General features: G+C 62.2%; 5 protein-coding genes and 1 pseudogene. 4 read left to right on the forward strand and 2 right to left on the reverse strand.

Annotated elements, in window-relative coordinates; all coding sequences use genetic code 11:
* Nucleotides 1–1137 precede the first annotated feature (1137 nt).
* From H7X47_RS23205 to H7X47_RS26630, 3 genes and pseudogenes are all read left to right on the forward strand, one after another.
* Nucleotides 1138–1674: a toxin-activating lysine-acyltransferase gene (locus tag H7X47_RS23205; RefSeq protein WP_193371163.1), complete on the forward strand. Its 537-nt coding sequence runs from the start codon at nt 1138–1140 to the stop codon at nt 1672–1674.
* A 104-nt stretch (nt 1675–1778) separates the two neighbouring features.
* Complete coding sequence (locus tag H7X47_RS23210) at nt 1779–2921, forward strand: hypothetical protein (RefSeq protein WP_193371164.1); 1143 nt, start codon at nt 1779–1781, stop codon at nt 2919–2921.
* A gap of 26 nt (nt 2922–2947) precedes the next feature.
* Nucleotides 2948–4597: pseudogene (locus tag H7X47_RS26630) on the forward strand (Tle-like phospholipase domain-containing protein); the annotation flags it as partial.
* Between the two features lie 186 nt (nt 4598–4783).
* Here the strand turns inward: H7X47_RS26630 and H7X47_RS25955 are convergent.
* Nucleotides 4784–5428, reverse strand: coding sequence for a hypothetical protein (locus tag H7X47_RS25955; protein ID WP_227010770.1), 645 nt, complete (start codon nt 5426–5428; stop codon nt 4784–4786).
* Nucleotides 5429–5476: 48 nt separating this feature from the next.
* Here H7X47_RS25955 and H7X47_RS26225 point away from each other — a divergent pair, with 48 nt between their 5' ends.
* Nucleotides 5477–16285, forward strand: a complete 10809-nt coding sequence (locus H7X47_RS26225; RefSeq protein ID WP_264373117.1) for a calcium-binding protein — start codon at nt 5477–5479, stop codon at nt 16283–16285.
* Nucleotides 16286–16538: 253 nt separating this feature from the next.
* Here the strand turns inward: H7X47_RS26225 and H7X47_RS23225 are convergent, their stop codons facing one another.
* A complete protein-coding gene (locus H7X47_RS23225) occupies nt 16539–17174 on the reverse strand; it encodes a TetR/AcrR family transcriptional regulator (RefSeq protein ID WP_193371167.1) in 636 nt (211 codons plus the stop codon).
* Between the last annotated feature and the right edge of the window lie 257 nt (nt 17175–17431).

The raw sequence follows: 17431 nt of genomic DNA on the forward strand, positions 1-17431 counted from the left end.
GCGGAGGATGGCAGGCGGGAGAGCTTTCTTGCTGCGCGAGGAATGCCGGCACCCTCGGGGTCCCCAAGCGATCTGTCGCGTGGGGTGGGGGCGGCAGGGGAAGAAAGGCAACCGGCGCCATTGCGGCAGAGGCGATCGAGGCGCAGCCGTCGTTCGGCCAGATCAGGCCAAAGAGAGGCCGTTTGGTCCGGTCAACCAGCAGAGAAGCCAGGAACGGTACCGAGCATCTGGTTCCTGAGGAGGGTGGCATCGCCACCCGGCGCACCATTTCCTTCCCGGCCCTGAAGGGCCCGCTGCTCGCGGCCCGGCAGCCTTGCGACGGCGTTCAGCCCTCCCGCCTCTTATCGGCCGCGAGGCTCCAGTGCCCACCTTCAGAGATTGGATTTGGTTCCTCGGGGTGAGAAGGGGCCAGACTACAGCAAATGTCGCCTCTGGCGCTCCTGACCGACTTCGATAGGTGCCATGTAAAGGCCAGTTTTTCACCCCTAGCCGCCATTTGGCAGGGGTACTTGGTTGGATGAATCCGAACTGGGCCGCCTCGATCATATAGGCGCGACATGACGGTCGCGCTCCCGGCCTGGCAGAGTGGTCGTTGGGGTCGGCCGGATGCCGATGCCCGTGTAGCACCGGCCCCTTGTGTCGCTGACCGGCGTCACCAAGTCGCGTCGCGCCTGCAATCGCGACAGCACCCTGCTCTCTGCAACCGAAACGATATTTCGGCTAGCGCTGCATTCCGGACACTGCTACCTTAGATTGATGCTGCGAGGCGCCTCCGGTTCCGGAATGGGGAGGGGTAGTTGCCGGTGATGGGGAGATACCTTTCCGACTTCCTCTCCGAGGACATTATCGGAATGCCGTCATGGCTGAGGTGGATTCTGCCGTGCCCCAAAGAAGCCGCAATATATGAGCTAGTTGTGCCGGTTGCCGGCCGATTGTCTGCAGGTCTCCCGGCAACGCTAAGCATTTCTGAAGCCCTGGGCCGCTACGTTGAAGCGCAGGAACTGGATGGGCGGAAGGCGGCAACTGCAGGTTTGTGGCATTTTTCTCAAAGGCTGCCGGGATCGCAGCGGCAGGTTGTGAGATGCCGCCGCGGCACTGTGCGCTGCCAGACCCGCCGGCAGGGGGAGAGGCGTTGACATGACAGGCAGTCAAGGCGCGGCCGCGCCGAATGATCGCGTGACGGCTAAGAGCAGGAACACCCCGGCCGGCGCCGCGCCCGACGGCGGCAAGCGGTCGCCCGACCAGTTGCTGCGCGCGGCCTTCGCGCGGGCTTCCCAGGTCTTTGGCCAGGCAGTCTCGATCTTCATGCAGTCGCCGCAGCACCGCCACCTGCTGATCAGCGACCTGGAATGGCGGCTGATCCCGCCCATCGCCCTGCAGCAGTACCGCCTGGTGCAGCACAAGGGCACCCCCGCCGGCTTCGTCTCCTGGGCCCTGGTCGATGAGGAAACCGAGGAGCGCCTGCAGCAGCCCGACTTCCGCCTGCGCCCGCAGGACTGGAAGTGCGGCGAGCGCGTCTGGATCATCGACGTCGTCGCCCCCGCGGCCCAGGCGCAGACGCTGGTCGAGAAGGTCAAGGCGGAGGTGTTCGAGGGGCGCGAGGTACAGGTGAGGAAGGGTGTGGTGATAGAGGGCGAAGACCGATCGAAGTCGAGCTCCTGTGATGATTCTTAGTCGGCATATGCGTGTTTTCGTGGGTCATCACAATTTCTATAGCGGAATGGGTGCTGGTCACTTGCGACAAGGTGCCTTTCGGCCGATGAGGTCCTGAAAAAGCAATGAAAAAAGCCGTCAAGTGGGCGCTGATCGCCGTGTTTGGGAGCATCGGTATTATTGCCGGCGGTGTGTTGGTGTTCATGGGACTTGTCTGGTGGTCGAGCGCAGGCACAGGGATTGATGGAGGCAAGGGATCCTGGGCGTTGCGCTCGCTGTTTCACGATGGCCCTCGCTACTTCAGGTTCACGGTCAACCTGGAGGTGGCGGGGGAACCAGTTGCGATTGCGCGAGTGATCGAATGCAAGCCCTATTTTGCGCATCGCATAGAACAATATTTCCAAAAGCGATGGTACATGGCCAACGAGGCTATGACCCATCGCTTGCCCGACGGCTCTGGCGTGATTGTCGTCGTTCCCAAGCTATGTGAAGACTTCGCTGTTCGAGAACCGGCTGACGGGTGGGAGTGGCGCGCGTTTCCTGATCTGCCGGACGATTTCGTACCCATGATTCTTTGGACCGGTGATGCGGACAATCCACAGGAGTTGGATGCCTATCATTCGTTCGATTCCTTGGAGCGCCCGGGTGCGCGTGTACATTTCCGCAGCGCCGAGTTGGAGAACAACCCCAATCTTGCGCCGACTGTTGCAGCTGAGGAATTTGGGTCATGGACCAACGCGTTCTTCGGTGGCCTGCGCTCGGCCAACCGCAGGCCCTCGGACAACAACTATGTTGGGCAATACTTGGTTGTCGTTCCGGAGGCTGATTGGCGAAGTTTCCCCGAATTGAATGTGGCCCTAGGCGAGGTCACCCGCTCCGGCTTCCTGGAGCCTGACCTGCAGGGACTTATCCTGCGTCACTTCCAGATGCAGACAATATTCGTGAAGTACGCCTTGGAAGGAAATCTAGATCCACGTCGGAAACACCTCACTGATCGGAACCAGATATCGGCCCAGACAACCGTGAACCGCATTCATCCGCTCGAGCAGCGCGGCGACACCCTAGTCGAGCGACCCGATCAGTCTGGGATCATTATTTACTATGAGCGGTTTTCCCAGCCAGATCAGGACGACGGTCAGAGGATACTGATCGGCGACAGTCTGATCATTTGGCCCGACGCCAAGAATTACCAGCTCTTCTATAGCGCAGAGACGAAGGCCGTTTACAGCTTAGACAGATCGTATCTCGCATTTCATACGATTGAATAAATCCTGACCGAAGGGGGGTAGCCAGTATGACCGCCAGCATAAGCACAGATGAACTGTTGCAATATGCGAACCTGGCCGCTCACGTTTACGAGCGAGATAGCGAAATAAGCATCGATACGTCCATCTGGACAGATGCAACTGACATATGGACGGATGCAGAGGCAGGCGTTATTCCACAATATGCGGACTACTTCGCCACGAATCCTGGCATAGCTGTTTATACGAAGAGCGGTGAAAGTGGGACTCTGGAGGTTGTAATCGCATTCGATGGATGGGAAACAGGCGATCTTTCTGAAAAAATCGACAGCATACCACTAGCACTCGGCACTGTTCAGGCAGGTTATGCGAAGGCGTATTTCTATACAGAGGCGGCAATCGAGAAATTCGGCGGTTACGATCCGGATGGCGATGGCGTACCGAATGTAAAGTTCACGTTTGTAGGCCACTCTCAAGGAGGCGCGTACGCTGGCTTGATGGCCGCTCGCTACGGCTACGATGCCTATACCTTCAACGCACAATCCGCAGCGGGCGCGGTAGGAGATACAGCGGAAGATCAGACTTACTACGTTCTCAATGGTCAGGTGTACTCGCAAGCCGGCTGGAATTTTCTCATCAGTCAGGCGCCATTGCTGCAGCCGGACGAGACTTTTGTAATTCCAGCCGGGGTCGGCGACCCTAGCAACGTCAATGCCTACCGTATCGAACATGATATAGCAGGGTGGTTCGGATCACAGATCGGTACGCTGGAGGAGATTGATCTAGGTCAGGGTTACTTGGACTTAGAGTTCACCCCCATTTCCTTCCACGGCATGTTGTTTATGCGATTCATTGTTGCCGCAGGTCGTGAGTCGGAAGGGGGCACATTTCTAATCCAAGACCTTCAATCGAAGACAGGTGAGGACCTTGTCCGATTACTGATCGACGATGATCTTCATAGCAGCGTAACGCTTCCGAACGCCAACGACTACTTCCGCGAAATTGTAAATGAATACATCGGACAAGAGCATGTCCTGGAAGGAAGCTTGCTGGGATTCTTGCTCGCAGACCTCACGCTGATAGCCGACTCTTATCAGTACCAACCGGTTGAGGGAATTGGTGAGGCGCTGATCAAGCTGACAGTTCAAGTTTCTTCGCAGTTTGCAGCGCAGTATGCTGATGACGCCTTGTCCGGAGCGCATGGACTGTATGACCCGACGGCAAACGCCTTTATTCTAGATACAAGTGAGGCAGTTCTTCAGCCTTTCGATTCACTTGATGAAATGGTCGGCGGTGACTTCTTTGAAGGCTATCGCGACCTCCTTTGGGATATCGCGAGCAATCAGGAGATTTCCTCCGAACAACTCGCCACATTCCTAAGCTACTGGAACCCTCCGCTTGAGTACGAAATCCTGGCCACCGCTGCCTTCGGTGAGAATTCGCAAGAAAGCGTCGTAGATTTGTCTGGACTGCAGGGTGACGCCTTGCTCTTCGGGACCGACGCCAACGATGCTTTCGTGGCTTCTGAAGGAGACGACTTCATAAATGGCGCCGGGGGTGATGACACCCTGGATGCTGGGTTGGGAAACAGCACAATTTTTGGCGGCTTGGGCAACGACATTCTGATCGGGCATGCGGAAGTCGGTCAGCATGATGTTCTTTTGGGCGGCGCGGGGGATGACACCCTGGTATCGGGGGGTGGTGATGATTTTCTGCATGGTGGAGACGGAGTCGATGTAGTCGACTATTCCGAACATACAGAGGGAATTGCGATAACATTCGACGGCACGTCACCTGTTCCTTCGCTAGCGGTGCAGGATGGAATGGGTGGTACCGATCAGGTTTATGAAGTCGAGCGCGTTGTCGGAACTGCTGCGAAAGATACGTTAGTTATAACCGGTGTAATCGCAGATGACGTGAATCTCATAATCGATGCAGGTGGTGGCCAAAACATCTTCCCACATGACACGATTGATGTATCCAGCGCCACCAAGGCGATGGAAGTCAACATAAGTGCAATTGGACTTGGATCGATCAAGGCAAAGGATGGTACGGGCGGTACAATTGAGCTTGAGAATTTTGATACTGAAATCGTCGGTTCTGCCTACGGCGATCTCTTTTTCGATCTCACGGCAGGCGAGAAGCACATAAGTGGCGGTGGCGGTGATGATCTGATTGGCCAAGGAGGCTACGGACGTGCCGATGGCGGTGACGGCGATGACATTCTGTTTGCTTATGCGCCGGTCTACATAGACGAAGATACGCGTCTGGAGATCGACGGTGGCGCAGGTAACGATACGATCTGGTCGCTCGGTGGCGACGGTGCCATCGTTCATGGCGGCGCCGGCGACGACTGGATATTTGTCTGGACCTTTGCGGCGGAAGTATATGGCGATGAGGGCGCAGATACTTTCGTCTGGGCCCCGGATGTCTTGATCGCCGATGCGGAGGCGCAGGATCGCCTTAGCTTTTTCGGCTTCACGCTGACGGGCGGCATCGCTTACGGCGGTGAGGAATCTGTCTGGGCCCATCAGAGTTTCCTTCCTTTCGTCCGCTACGGCCTCAATACTGCAGGCGAGTTGGTCATCGACGCTTTTGGCAAGCAGATGTACGTCGCCGACTACACCGGCGGGCCGGGGGCGGCGGAGAACACGCTCGGCATCTATCTCGCGCGCATCGAGTTTGCCTTTTATCAGATCCTCGACGAACGGCCGGCGCTGAAGTCGTCGCCTCTCGGTGAAATCATCGATGCGCAGCTTAAGGCGGCGGGGATCATTGATGCGAACGATCCCCTGGCGCTGGATCTGGACGGCGACGGGCTGGAATTCACCGGGCTCAAGACCTCCGACACCTTTTTTGACCTGGACGGCGACGAGTTCGCCGAGCACACCGCCTGGCTGCGCTCCGACGACGGCTTCCTGGCGATGGACAGGGACGGCAACGGTAGCATTGACGATATCTCAGAGCTGTTCGGGGCGCCGGGCGTTTCCGGCTTCTCCGAGCTCTCCGACCTGGACAGCAATGGCGACGGCGTCATCGACGCCCTGGATACGGCCTTCGGCGACCTGCTGGTTTGGCGCGACCTGAACCAGGACGGCCTCAGCAGCGCCGACGAGCTCTTCACCCTGGCCGACCTCGACATCGTCTCCATCGATCTCAATTCGACGGTCACCAATACCGATACGCCGAGCGGGAACATCCTGCATGCGGAGTCCACCTTTACCTTCGGCGACGGGACGCAGGGCAACGTCTATGACGTGCTGCTGGACGCCAGCCAATTCGACACCCAGTACCAGGGCGATAGCGGCGTGGCGGACTGGGCCGCCGCGGTGCCGGACCTGAAGGGCTACGGTCTCTTGACCGACCTGCAGGTGGCGGTCTCCAACGACCTCTCCCTGGCCCAGACCCTGAACCAGGTGAGCGCCAATCTGAACGTGGTCGACCTCGATGCCCTGGTCGCGGCGGCCGAGCCGCTGCTGCTGGCCTGGAATGCCGCCAACGAGAACTCCCAGGAGCTGGCGCCGGTGCTGGTGCAGACCGATGCCGGCGGCGCCCAGTGGGTCGACTATGGCGTCTACGTGGAAGACGCCCAGGGCGGTTACTGGACGCTGGCCAGCGGCAATCCGGTGCTGGACGGCCTGGGCGACCCCATCGCCCGGCCGAGCCTGGAGGACCTGCTGGCGCAGACTCCGGGAACGGATCAGGCCTGGCGGCTGGAGCAGATGTGGTCGCCGGCGCGCGACGGCGCCCTCACCGACCGGCCGGAGGCACCTTACAAGGTGGCGGTCGACGGCGACGGCAAGGCCACGGTGCTGGACTACGGCATCTATGTGGAAGACGCCCAGGGCAGCTACTGGACGCTGGCCAGCGGCACCGCGGTGCTGGACGGCCTTGGCGATCCCATCGCCCGGCCGACCCTGGATGACATCCTGGCCCAGACGCTTGCCGCGGACGAAGCATGGCGCGTCGAATCCTTCGCGACGCCGGAGGCGGCGGCCGTGGTGGACTCCTTCGCGGTCTTCTACACCAACGGCATCGCCGTCGACTACGCGGTCTACGTCGACGACCCGAACGGCGGCTACTGGGCCTCGGCCCTGGCGGTGGCGGAGGCGATCAGCCTCGGCCAGTCGACGCCGGCCGGTCCCACCGACGCCGTTCTGCAGGATTTCGTCGACCTCTATCTGGCGGCCAACGCCGGCAGCATCACCGGCAGCGACGTGGTCGATACGGAAAAGGCCGGCTACGCCATCAAAACCGGCGGCGCGGAGCTCAGCGACCTCAACAACCTGGTCGTCACCGTCGACGGCCTGGGCGATCTGGTCTACGTGCAGAACGTCGCGCAGCAGGCCGAGTTCCTGCAGGAAGTGGTGGCGCGCTACGACTTCTGGGGCGAGGCGGTAGCCGTGCGCCTGGCCGCGCAGACCGGGCTGTCTTCCTTCTTCCAGGGCGTTCCCTATAACGCCGAGACGGACGTCTTCGAAGCGGCGACGGTGCGCGAGCTGATCCCGCTTTACGAGGCGATCTTCGCCGCCGCGCCGGGCGACGCCCAGGGCGCCCTCGACTACCTGTCGGACTGGCGCGAGATCCTCAACGTCGTCTATGCCGACTTCAAGCAGCACGGCAACGGCGCCATGAGCGAGAGCTTCGTCTTCGCCAACGTGGTCGCGGCCTACGAGAGCACCGGGCTGGCCGCCGGCATCCTGGAGGCGGCGGAAATCCTCGGCGTGCCGACGGATTCCATCATCCACGACACCACCGCCGACGCCGTGGTCAACGGCACCGCCGGGCGCGACATCTTCTATCTCTCCACCGGAGACCAAACCCTGCGCGGCGGCCAGGACAGCGACGTCTACGTGGTCGGGAAGAATTTCGGCAACGACGTCATCGACGATGTCGAGGGGCCCGTCGCCAACCGTGGGCCGGACCTGCTGCGCTTCGCCGACATCGGCTCGACCGAGATCGAGGCGCACCGGGATGGACTGGACCTCATCCTGACGGTGACCGCCACCGGCGACACCCTGCGCATCGTGCGGCAGTTCGAGGGGCGTGAGCCGGGCCTCTTCGGCGGCGACGCCTCCGACGACACCGGCGTCACCGAAATCGCCTTTGCCGACGGGGTGGTCTGGGACATCGTCGACATGGCCTGGGCCGTCGCCGACCCGCAGGCGACCAGCGATCTGCTGCTGGGAACGCCGGAGATCGACGTGCTGGACGGCGGCGCCGGCGACGACACCCTGATCGGCGGCGTGGAAAGCGACCTCTACGTCTTCAAGCTGGGCTACGGCCACGACCGCATCGAGGACAACAACGACAACGTTCTGATCGAGCACACCGACGTCGTGATGTTCGGCGAGGGGATCGAGAAGGAGGATCTCGTTTTCTCGCGCGATGGCGGCTCCAGCACGCTGGAGATTGCCGTCGGCGACGCCGGCGACGCCCTGACCCTGGTCGGCCAGTTCTCCGCCGCCTACACCGGGCCGCTGGGCAAGCAGTGGCTGGACCGCATCGAGCTTCTGACCTTCGAAGACGGCAGCTACTACAGCTGGCAGGACATCATGGTGAAGATGGTGGCCGACGCCAAGACGGCGGGCGACGACACCATCTGGGGCTTTGCCTACGAGGATACCCTGGACGGCGGGGCCGGCGACGACTACCTGATCGGCGCCGAGGAGAGCGACACCTACATCTTTGGTGCCGGCTACGGCCATGACCGGGTCTTCGAGAACGGCCCGAACATTCTCTCCGGAAATGAAGACAAGGTCGTTTTCAAGGACGGCATCACCGAGGCCGGCGTCACCTTCTCGCGCGATGGAAACTCCAGCAACCTGGACATCCTGGTGAACGGCACCGACGACATCCTGACCATCCAGGGGCAGTTCGCGGCGACCTATACCGGGCCTTTCGGCAAGCAGTGGCTGGACCGCATCGAAGAAGTCGTCTTCGACAACGGCTTCACCTACCAGTGGTACGAGATCATGGAAAAGATGGTGGCCGATGCCAAGACGGCGGGCGACGACACCATCTGGGGCTTCTCCTACGAGGACACGCTGGACGGTGGCGCCGGCAACGACTTCCTCTCCGGCGGCAACGAGAGCGACATCTACATCTTCGGCCTCGGCTACGGTCAGGACGTGATCTGGGAGAAGATGACCAATATTCTGAGCGGCGACGACGACCAGGTCATCTTCCAGGACGGCCTCACTTTGGCCGACCTGACCTTCTCGCGCGACGGCAGCGACCTCATTGTCACGATTGACGCCACGGGTGACAGCCTGACCCTCCAGGGCCAGTTCGGTGCCGATAACCTGGGCAACCGCTTCGACGAGGTGGAGTCCCTGGTCTTCGGCGACGGCACCGTCTGGGGCCGTAGCGACATCCAAGAACACCTGCTGGAGAGTACGGACGGCAATGACACGCTCGAGGGCTTCTTCAGCAACGACGTCCTGGACGGTGGCCTTGGAGACGACCTGTTGAAGGGCGCCGACGGCGCAGATACCTATGTCTTCGATGTCGGCTACGGCAACGACACCATTCAGGACCAGGTGGTCAGTATCTTTGCCAGCGATACCGATGTCATCCAGCTCGGCGCCGGCATCACCACGGCGGACGTGGCCCTGGCGCGCAGCGGCAATGACCTCGTCCTGACGCTGACCGCGACTGGCGACACCTTGACGGTCCTTGGCCAGTTCGGCGCCGACAACCTGGGCAACCGGCCCAACGAGGTGGAAGAGATCCACTTTGACGACGGCACCGTCTGGGCGCGCGCGGAGATCCAACAGCTCCTGTTGCAGGGTACGGCCGGCAATGACACCCTGACCGGCTTTTTCGGCAACGACGTTCTGGACGGCGGGGCCGGCGACGACCTGCTGAAGGGGAGCGACGGCGGCGACACCTACGTCTTCGCCGCCGGTTACGGCAACGACACCATTCAGGATCAACAGACCAGTATCTTCGCCAATGACGTCGATGTCATTCAACTGGGTGCCGGCATCGCGCCGGCCGACATCTCTCTCGCCAGGGCCGGCGGTAGCCTCAATGACCTGGTCATCACCCTGACCGCGACGGGAGAGACCCTGACCGTTCTCGGCCAGTTCGCCACCAGCAACCTCGGCAGCCGCTACAATGAGGTGGAGGAGATCCACTTCAATGACGGCACGGTCTGGACCCGCTCGGACATCCAGAACCAGCTGCTGAACAGTGGCGCGACCAGCGGCGACGACACCCTGGTCGGCTTCTCCGGCACCGACATCATGGATGGCGGGGCCGGCAACGACTATCTCGAGGGTGGCAACGGCGGCGATATCTACATCTTCGGCACGGGTTCCGGCAGCGATATCATCTATGACAACGCCACCTCGATCTTTTCCGACCAAGGCGACCAGGTCGTCTTCAGCGATGATATCGCGCCGGAAGACGTCATTCTCTCACGGGCCGGCAGCAGCCTGATCATCGATCTCGCGGGCTCCGGCGACCAGCTCACCATCCAGGGTCAGTTCAGCTGGAACAATCTCGGCAGCCGCATGCAGGAGATCGAGTCCCTGGCCTTTGCCGACGGCACGGTCTGGAACGCCTGGGATATCCAACTCATCCTGCTGCAGGGAACCGACGGCGATGACAACCTGCAGGGGTTCTACTCCAACGACACCCTGGACGGCGGCGCCGGCAATGACACCCTGGCCGGGGGCGACGGCAGCGATACCTATGTCTTCGACGTCGGCTACGGCCAGGACGTGGTCAATGATGCGGAGGTCAGCATCTTCGCCGGCTCCGAGGACCGCGTGCTCTTCGGGCCGAACATCGCGCCGGAGGACCTGACGCTGTCGAGCGACGGTGTGGCCCTGACCTTCACGGTTACGGCAACCGGCGACAGCCTGCGCATCAACAACGAGTTCAACGACGGCTACAAGCGGGTGGAGAGCTTCCAATTCGACGACGGGACCATCTGGTCCGTCTCGGATGCTACCGCGCTGCTGACCCAGGGGACGGCCGGCGACGACCTGATCCAGGGTTTCAATACGACGAATGTGATCGACGGTTTCGCCGGCAACGATACCTTGAACGGCGGCAGTGGCAACGACAGTATTACAGGTGGTCTCGGCAACGACAGCCTGATCGGCGGGTATCACAACGACAGCTACTACTACACGCGTGGCGATGGCGACGATGTTATCGTGGAGGAGGAAAACCGCTGGTCGTCGGCACCTGGCGGCACGGCCGACAAGCTCTATCTCCAGGGCGTCGATCCGGTGGATGTCTCCCTGGTCCGAAGCGGCAACCACGTCACCCTGGTCATCGCGGAGTCTACGCCGGGCGCCGGTGACGGCGGCTCTGTCGAGCTGAGAAACAATCTCGACGAGTACTACAACCGCGGCATCGACGAGATTCTTTTCGATGACGGCACGGTCTGGACCCGCGCGGACCTGCGCCTGCCACTGCTGCAGGCGGTTTCAACGGAAGGCGACGATGCCATCGCCGGCTACAACACCAGCGATGTCATCGATGCCGGTGGCGGCAACGACACGGTTAACGGCGCCAACGGCCACGACACCATCACCGGCGGGCTTGGCAACGACAGCCTGGTCGGCGGCTACCATAACGATATCTATATCTACGCCCGCGGCGACGGCAACGACATCATCGTGGAGGAGGAGGACCGCTTCTCCTCTGCCCCCGGCGGTACGGCGGATACGCTGGTGCTGCAGGGCATCGGCCCGGCGGATGTTTCCTTTGCGCGCAGCGGCAACCACATAACCCTGTTGATCGCGGAATCGACGCCGGGGGCCGGCGACGGCGGATCGATCGAGCTGCGGAACAATCTCAATGAGTACTACAGCCGCGGTATCGACGAGATCCAGTTCGACGACGGTACGGTCTGGACCCGGGCGGATCTGCGCGCGGGCTGGCTGGCCCAGGCTTCCACGGAGAACGATGACCTGCTTGAGGGCTTCACCTCGTCCGATGTGATCAGCGGCGGCGCCGGCAATGACACGATCCTGGCTGGCAATGGCAACGACACCATCGATGCGGGGGATGGGAACGACACGGTCGCCGCGGGCAGCGGCAACGACTCCGTCTTCGGCGGTGCCGGCGATGACACGATCCTGGGCGACGACGGTAACGACACCATCGATGCAGGGGCCGGAAACGACACGGTCAACGCGGGCAGCGGCAACGACTCTGTCGTCGGCGGAGCCGGCAATGACTACCTGACAGGCAGTCACGACAACGACACCGTGGAAGGTGGCGAGGGCAATGATGCGCTCTTCGGCGGCAACGGCGATGACCAGCTCTTCGGGGGTGACGGAGACGACACCCTGCGCGGCGACAACGGCGTCGACACCTTCGATGGCGGTGACGGAATCGATACTATCGACTATCACACCAGCACCTCCGCCCTGCTGATCGACATGGTGGCGGGCGACGTCAACGGGACCGAGACCTTCGTCGGTATCGAGAACGTGATCGCCGGCGCTGGCAACGACACGGTGCTGGGTGACGCCGGGGCGAACTTCCTGTCGGGGCTCGACGGCGATGACTCACTGGTCGGTGGCGCCGGCGACGATACCTTCAGCGGCGGCGGCGGCGTCGACACTTTCATCGGCGGTGCCGGTATCGATACCGCCGATTACCGCGAGTCGAGCAGCGACTTTGTCGCCGACCTGGTGAGCGACAGCCTGACGACCACAGGCGGTACCGTCGAGCAGTTGGTCGAGATCGAGAACCTTATTGGATCGCTGGGCAACAACGCGCTCTATGGAGACGCCACGGGCAATCGCCTGGACGGTTATCTCGGCGATGACACCCTGGCCGGCCGCGGGGGCGACGATACCCTGCTGGGCGGCGGCGGCAGTGATGATTTCCTCTACGACCTTGGCGACGGCGCCGACGTGGTGGTGGAGGTCGCGGGCGAGTCTGGCGACGACCGCCTGGTCTTCGGCGCCGGGATCACGCAGGGCGATGTTACCTACCAGTTCGGCGTCGACCAGAGTGAACTCCTGGTCTCGTTGGCCGGTGGCGGTACGGTCACGCTGCAGCAGCAGTTCGCCGGTGACGAAACCGGCATCGACAGCATCCACTTCGCTGACGGGTCCAGCATCGACACGCTGGATATCTTCGATGAGCTGACCAACGTCGCACCGGTGATTGACCAGGGGATAGCCGATCTCGTGGTCGACGAAGACACCACCCTGGATTTTGCCGTCCCGGCCGATGCCTTCGCCGATGCCAACGTCAGAAACCAGCTGACCTACACGGCGCAACTCGCCTCAGGCCTGCCTCTGCCGGCCTGGCTTCTGTTCGACGGCTTGAACTTCACCGGCACGCCCCTCAACGACGACGTCGGCGTGCTCGACATCGAGGTTACGGCGACCGACGACTTCGGCCAGTCGGTTACCACCCAGTTCAGCCTGACCGTCGCCAACGTCAACGACAGCCCCACGGTCGGCGAGGCTCTGCCGGAGACGCAGGAGGTGTCCACGGGCGACCCCTTCGGCCTGGTGGTCCCCGCGGCGGCTTTCGAGGACGTAGACGCGGGGGACGTGCTGACTGTGACGGCGACACTGGCGGACGGCTCGCCGCTGCCGGCCTGGCTGCAGTTCGATGGCAGCCAGTTTATCGGCACGCCCGGCGCCTCCGACGTCGGTATCCTGAACCTGGTCGTGGAGGCGACCGACCTCGCCGGCGAGTCCGTCAGCCAGAACTTGCAGATCAACGTGATCCCGGGCGGCGGCCTGACACCGATCTTCGGCAGCGCAAACGATGACAGCCTGGCGGGCGGCGCGGATGCCGAGTTCGTGGTAGGCGGCGCCGGCAACGACACGCTTGCCGCGGGCGGCAGCAGCGACATCTACTCCTACGACCTCGGTGACGGCAATGATGTTATCCGCAATGCCGAGGGACGCGGGATCGAGGACCTCGATCTGTTGGACTTCGGCTCGGGCATCGCCGTCGGCGATGTCACCTTCGGCCAGAGTGGAGATGACCTGCTGGTGACCATCACCGCAGGGGGGCAGATTCTGGTCGAAGACTTCTACCACGCCGGGCAGCTGGCTCAGGTGCAATGGTCCGATGGTACGACGCTGACCTACAACGACATCGTTGCGCAGACGCTTTCCGCGCTCGCCGGCGACGACAGCATCATCGGCAGCGACAACGCAGAGCTGTTCGCAGGCGCCGAGGGCGACGATACGATCAAGTCGGTCTACGGCGCCGATACGCTTATCGGTGGCGCCGGGAACGATTATTTGTCGGGCAGCCGAGGCGGCGACACCTACGTTTACAACCTGGGTGACGGCAATGATATCGTCCACGACTACAGCAGCTCGACCAGCTACTCGCGTCACCTCGGCGACAAGCTGGTGCTGGGGCCGGGGATCGATCCGGCGGACATCATTGTCACCCGCGACAACGGTGACTGGGACGATGTGACGATCTCCTTCCAGGGCTATGCGGGCTCGATCTTCCTGGACGAGCAGTTCGCCGGCACGAACTACGGCCTCGAGACCATCGAGTTTGCCGACGGCACGGTCTGGACGTCCTCCGACCTGGCGCACCTGGGCTATGCCCAGGCGATGACCTCCGGCGACGACCGCATCTTCGGCATCCGCTTGAATGACACCATCGACGGCGGCGACGGCAATGACACGCTCTACGGCTGGCAGGGGGCGGATGTTCTCACCGGCGGTGCCGGGGATGACTACCTGGACGGCAATTGGCACGCCGACACCTACGTCTACAACCTGGGTGACGGCAACGACACGATCTACGAATACAGCAGCTCGACCGGCTACTCGCGTCACCTCGGCGACAAGCTGGTGCTGGGGCCGGGGATCGATCCGGCGGACATCATCGTCACCCGCGACAACGGTGACTGGGACGATGTGACGATCTCCTTCCAGGGCTATGCGGGCTCGATCTTCCTCGACGAGCAGTTCGCCGGCACGAACTACGGCCTCGAGACCATCGAGTTTGCCGACGGCACGGTCTGGACGCCCTCCGACCTGGCGCACCTGGGCTATGCCCAGGCGATGACTTCGGGCGACGACCGCATCTTCGGCGTCCGCTTGAATGACACCATCGACGGCGGCGACGGCAATGACACGCTCTACGGCTGGCAGGGGGCGGATGTTCTTACCGGCGGTGCCGGGGATGACTACCTGGACGGCAATTGGCACGCCGACACCTACGTCTACAACCTGGGTGACGGCAACGACACGATCTACGAATACAGCAGCTCGACCGGCTACTCGCGTCACCTCGGCGACAAGCTGGTGCTGGGGCCGGGGATCGATCCGGCGGACATCATCGTCACCCGCGACAACGGTGACTGGGACGACGTGACGATCTCCTTCCAGGGCTATGCGGGCTCGATCTTCCTGGACGAGCAGTTCGCGGGCACGAACTACGGCCTCGAGACCATCGAGTTTGCCGACGGCACGGTCTGGACGCCCTCCGACCTGGCGCACCTGGGCTATGCCCAGGCAATGACCTCCGGCGACGACCGCATCTTCGGCGTCCGCTTGAATGACACCATCGACGGCGGCGACGGCAACGACACGCTCTACGGCTGGCAGGGGGCGGATGTTCTCAACGGCGGTGCTGGGGACGACTATCTGGACGGCAATTGGCACGCCGACACCTACGTTTACAACCTGGGTGACGGCAACGACACGATCTACGAATACAGCAGCTCGACCGGCTATTCGCGTCACCTCGGCGATAAGCTGCTGTTCGGCGCCGATATCGCTACGACCGACGTCGTGTTGGCCAAGGGGGAGGTCAACGTGCAGGACCTCCAAGTTTCCTTTGCCGGCCAGAGCGGATCCGTCCTGCTCACCAACCAGTTCGCCGGCACGAAGTACGGCGTCGAGACCATCGAGTTCGCCGACGGCACGGTCTGGACGGGTGCGGAATTCGCCGCCATGTCCGCGAGCAGCGGTGATGATTCTCTGGTGGGAACCCTCGGCGACAATCGTCTGGACGGCCTGGCGGGCAACGACTTCATCAGCGGCGGCGAAGGTGACGATATCCTGGTCGGCGGCAGTGGCAGTGACACGCTTGTCGGCGGGCTCGGTGCCGACACGCTGGAAGGCGGGGCGGACGCAGATGTCTTCGTCTACACCGATATTCTGGAGGCCGGAGATATCATCGACGGCTTCATTGCCGGCGGCAGCGACAGCATCGATCTGGACAGCCTGCTCGACGGCCTGGGCATCGCCGACGCCGAGCGTGCCGGGCGGGTCGAGGTGCAGCAGGCCGGGACCGACCTGGACGCCGTGATTGCCATCGATACCACCGGCGATGCGGTCTTCGACACGGTGCTGGTGACGGTGACCAATGTCACCGGTGACCTGGGGCAGGGGGACCTCACCCTGGGATCGCTCGTATAGACGGAAAAGTTGGATCGGAGGCACTGCCGTCGGTGGCACCTTCTGGCGCCAAGCTGCCGTTTCTTGGGGCGACCGGTAGGTCTGTTCGCAATGGTACAGCCGACATTGAGTTGTTGTCGCGCCGCTCTTCACCCTGAGCGGGCCTGAAGTGGCGGCCGGCGAATACACCGGGCGTAACGGGAGAAAGACACTTCCGAGGTTCAGTGCAGCCCTGCAAACCGGCCATATGTTCCGCGAATGCCGAGGCGCAACATTATTGGGCTTGTTCGGCCTGCTTCTCTACCAGCTGCCGATGCACCGGGCCGACGCCGGCGAGAAATACTTTGACCTCGTTATCGATGGCCATGTCGCTGTCGGCGGTCGATGTCAGATTATAGATGTAGCGGCGTATCGCGCGATAGAAGAAGCTGCCGTGCAGGCTCCAGGCAAGTTCCAACTCCTGCTCGCCGATGGGGATCTCCTCGGGGGAGGGCAGCCCCTGGTCGTGGCGCAGTTCTGCGCAGACCGGGCGCAGCACCTTGTCCTTGATACCGCGCAGATAGCGGTCGTTGATGTCCACGCCCTTAAGGCCGGAATAGACGAACATCCGTACCCAGACGTAATCGTACACGGCGCGTGAGTATTCCCGATAGAAGCGGCAGAGGCGGTCGGTAAGCGGTATTTCCCGGTCGGTGATCAGGCTCTCCCACGCGGGGTTCCAGCGGCGGACGTAGACCTCCTCGTAGACGCGCTCGATCAGGCTCTCCTTGCTGGGAAAGTAGCGGTAGAGCAGGGGCTGTGTGATGCCGATGCGCTTGGCGAGGTCGCGGGTCTTGCCCTCAAAGCCGTGCTCGGCAAAGAAGCGCACCGCCTCGGCGACGATGTGCGCCTCGCGTGCATCGGGGTCCATCCGCTTCTTTTTCGCTGCCTTGGGCGCGGATGCCGTCCCGGTTTTAGCGGCCTTGGTCTTCGGGCCGTCAAGCAATTCGCTCACCTTGCCTTGTGCCTTTCACCTCTTGGCCCCGATGCCGGCTCGTGGTCGCCGGGGCCAGCCTAGAGCGTCGCCGCCGTGATGCAACACACCGCGCGGGCCGCGCTGCGCCGACGCGAAGGGTAATAAGAGTTGACAGCGTAATTATCAACCGATAGATAACAAATGATCAAACG

The organism is Pelagibius marinus (assembly GCF_014925385.1).
Taxonomy (GTDB): Bacteria; Pseudomonadota; Alphaproteobacteria; order Kiloniellales; family Kiloniellaceae; genus Pelagibius; species Pelagibius marinus.

Coding starts and splice junctions, on each gene's coding strand:
- H7X47_RS23205 (WP_193371163.1), top strand. CDS start 1,138: ATGACAGGCAGTCAAGGCGCGGCCGCGCCGAATGATCGCGTGACGGCT.
- H7X47_RS23210 (WP_193371164.1), top strand. CDS start 1,779: ATGAAAAAAGCCGTCAAGTGGGCGCTGATCGCCGTGTTTGGGAGCATC.
- H7X47_RS25955 (WP_227010770.1), bottom strand. CDS start 5,428: ATGGGCCCAGACAGATTCCTCACCGCCGTAAGCGATGCCGCCCGTCAG.
- H7X47_RS23225 (WP_193371167.1), bottom strand. CDS start 17,174: ATGGACCCCGATGCACGCGAGGCGCACATCGTCGCCGAGGCGGTGCGC.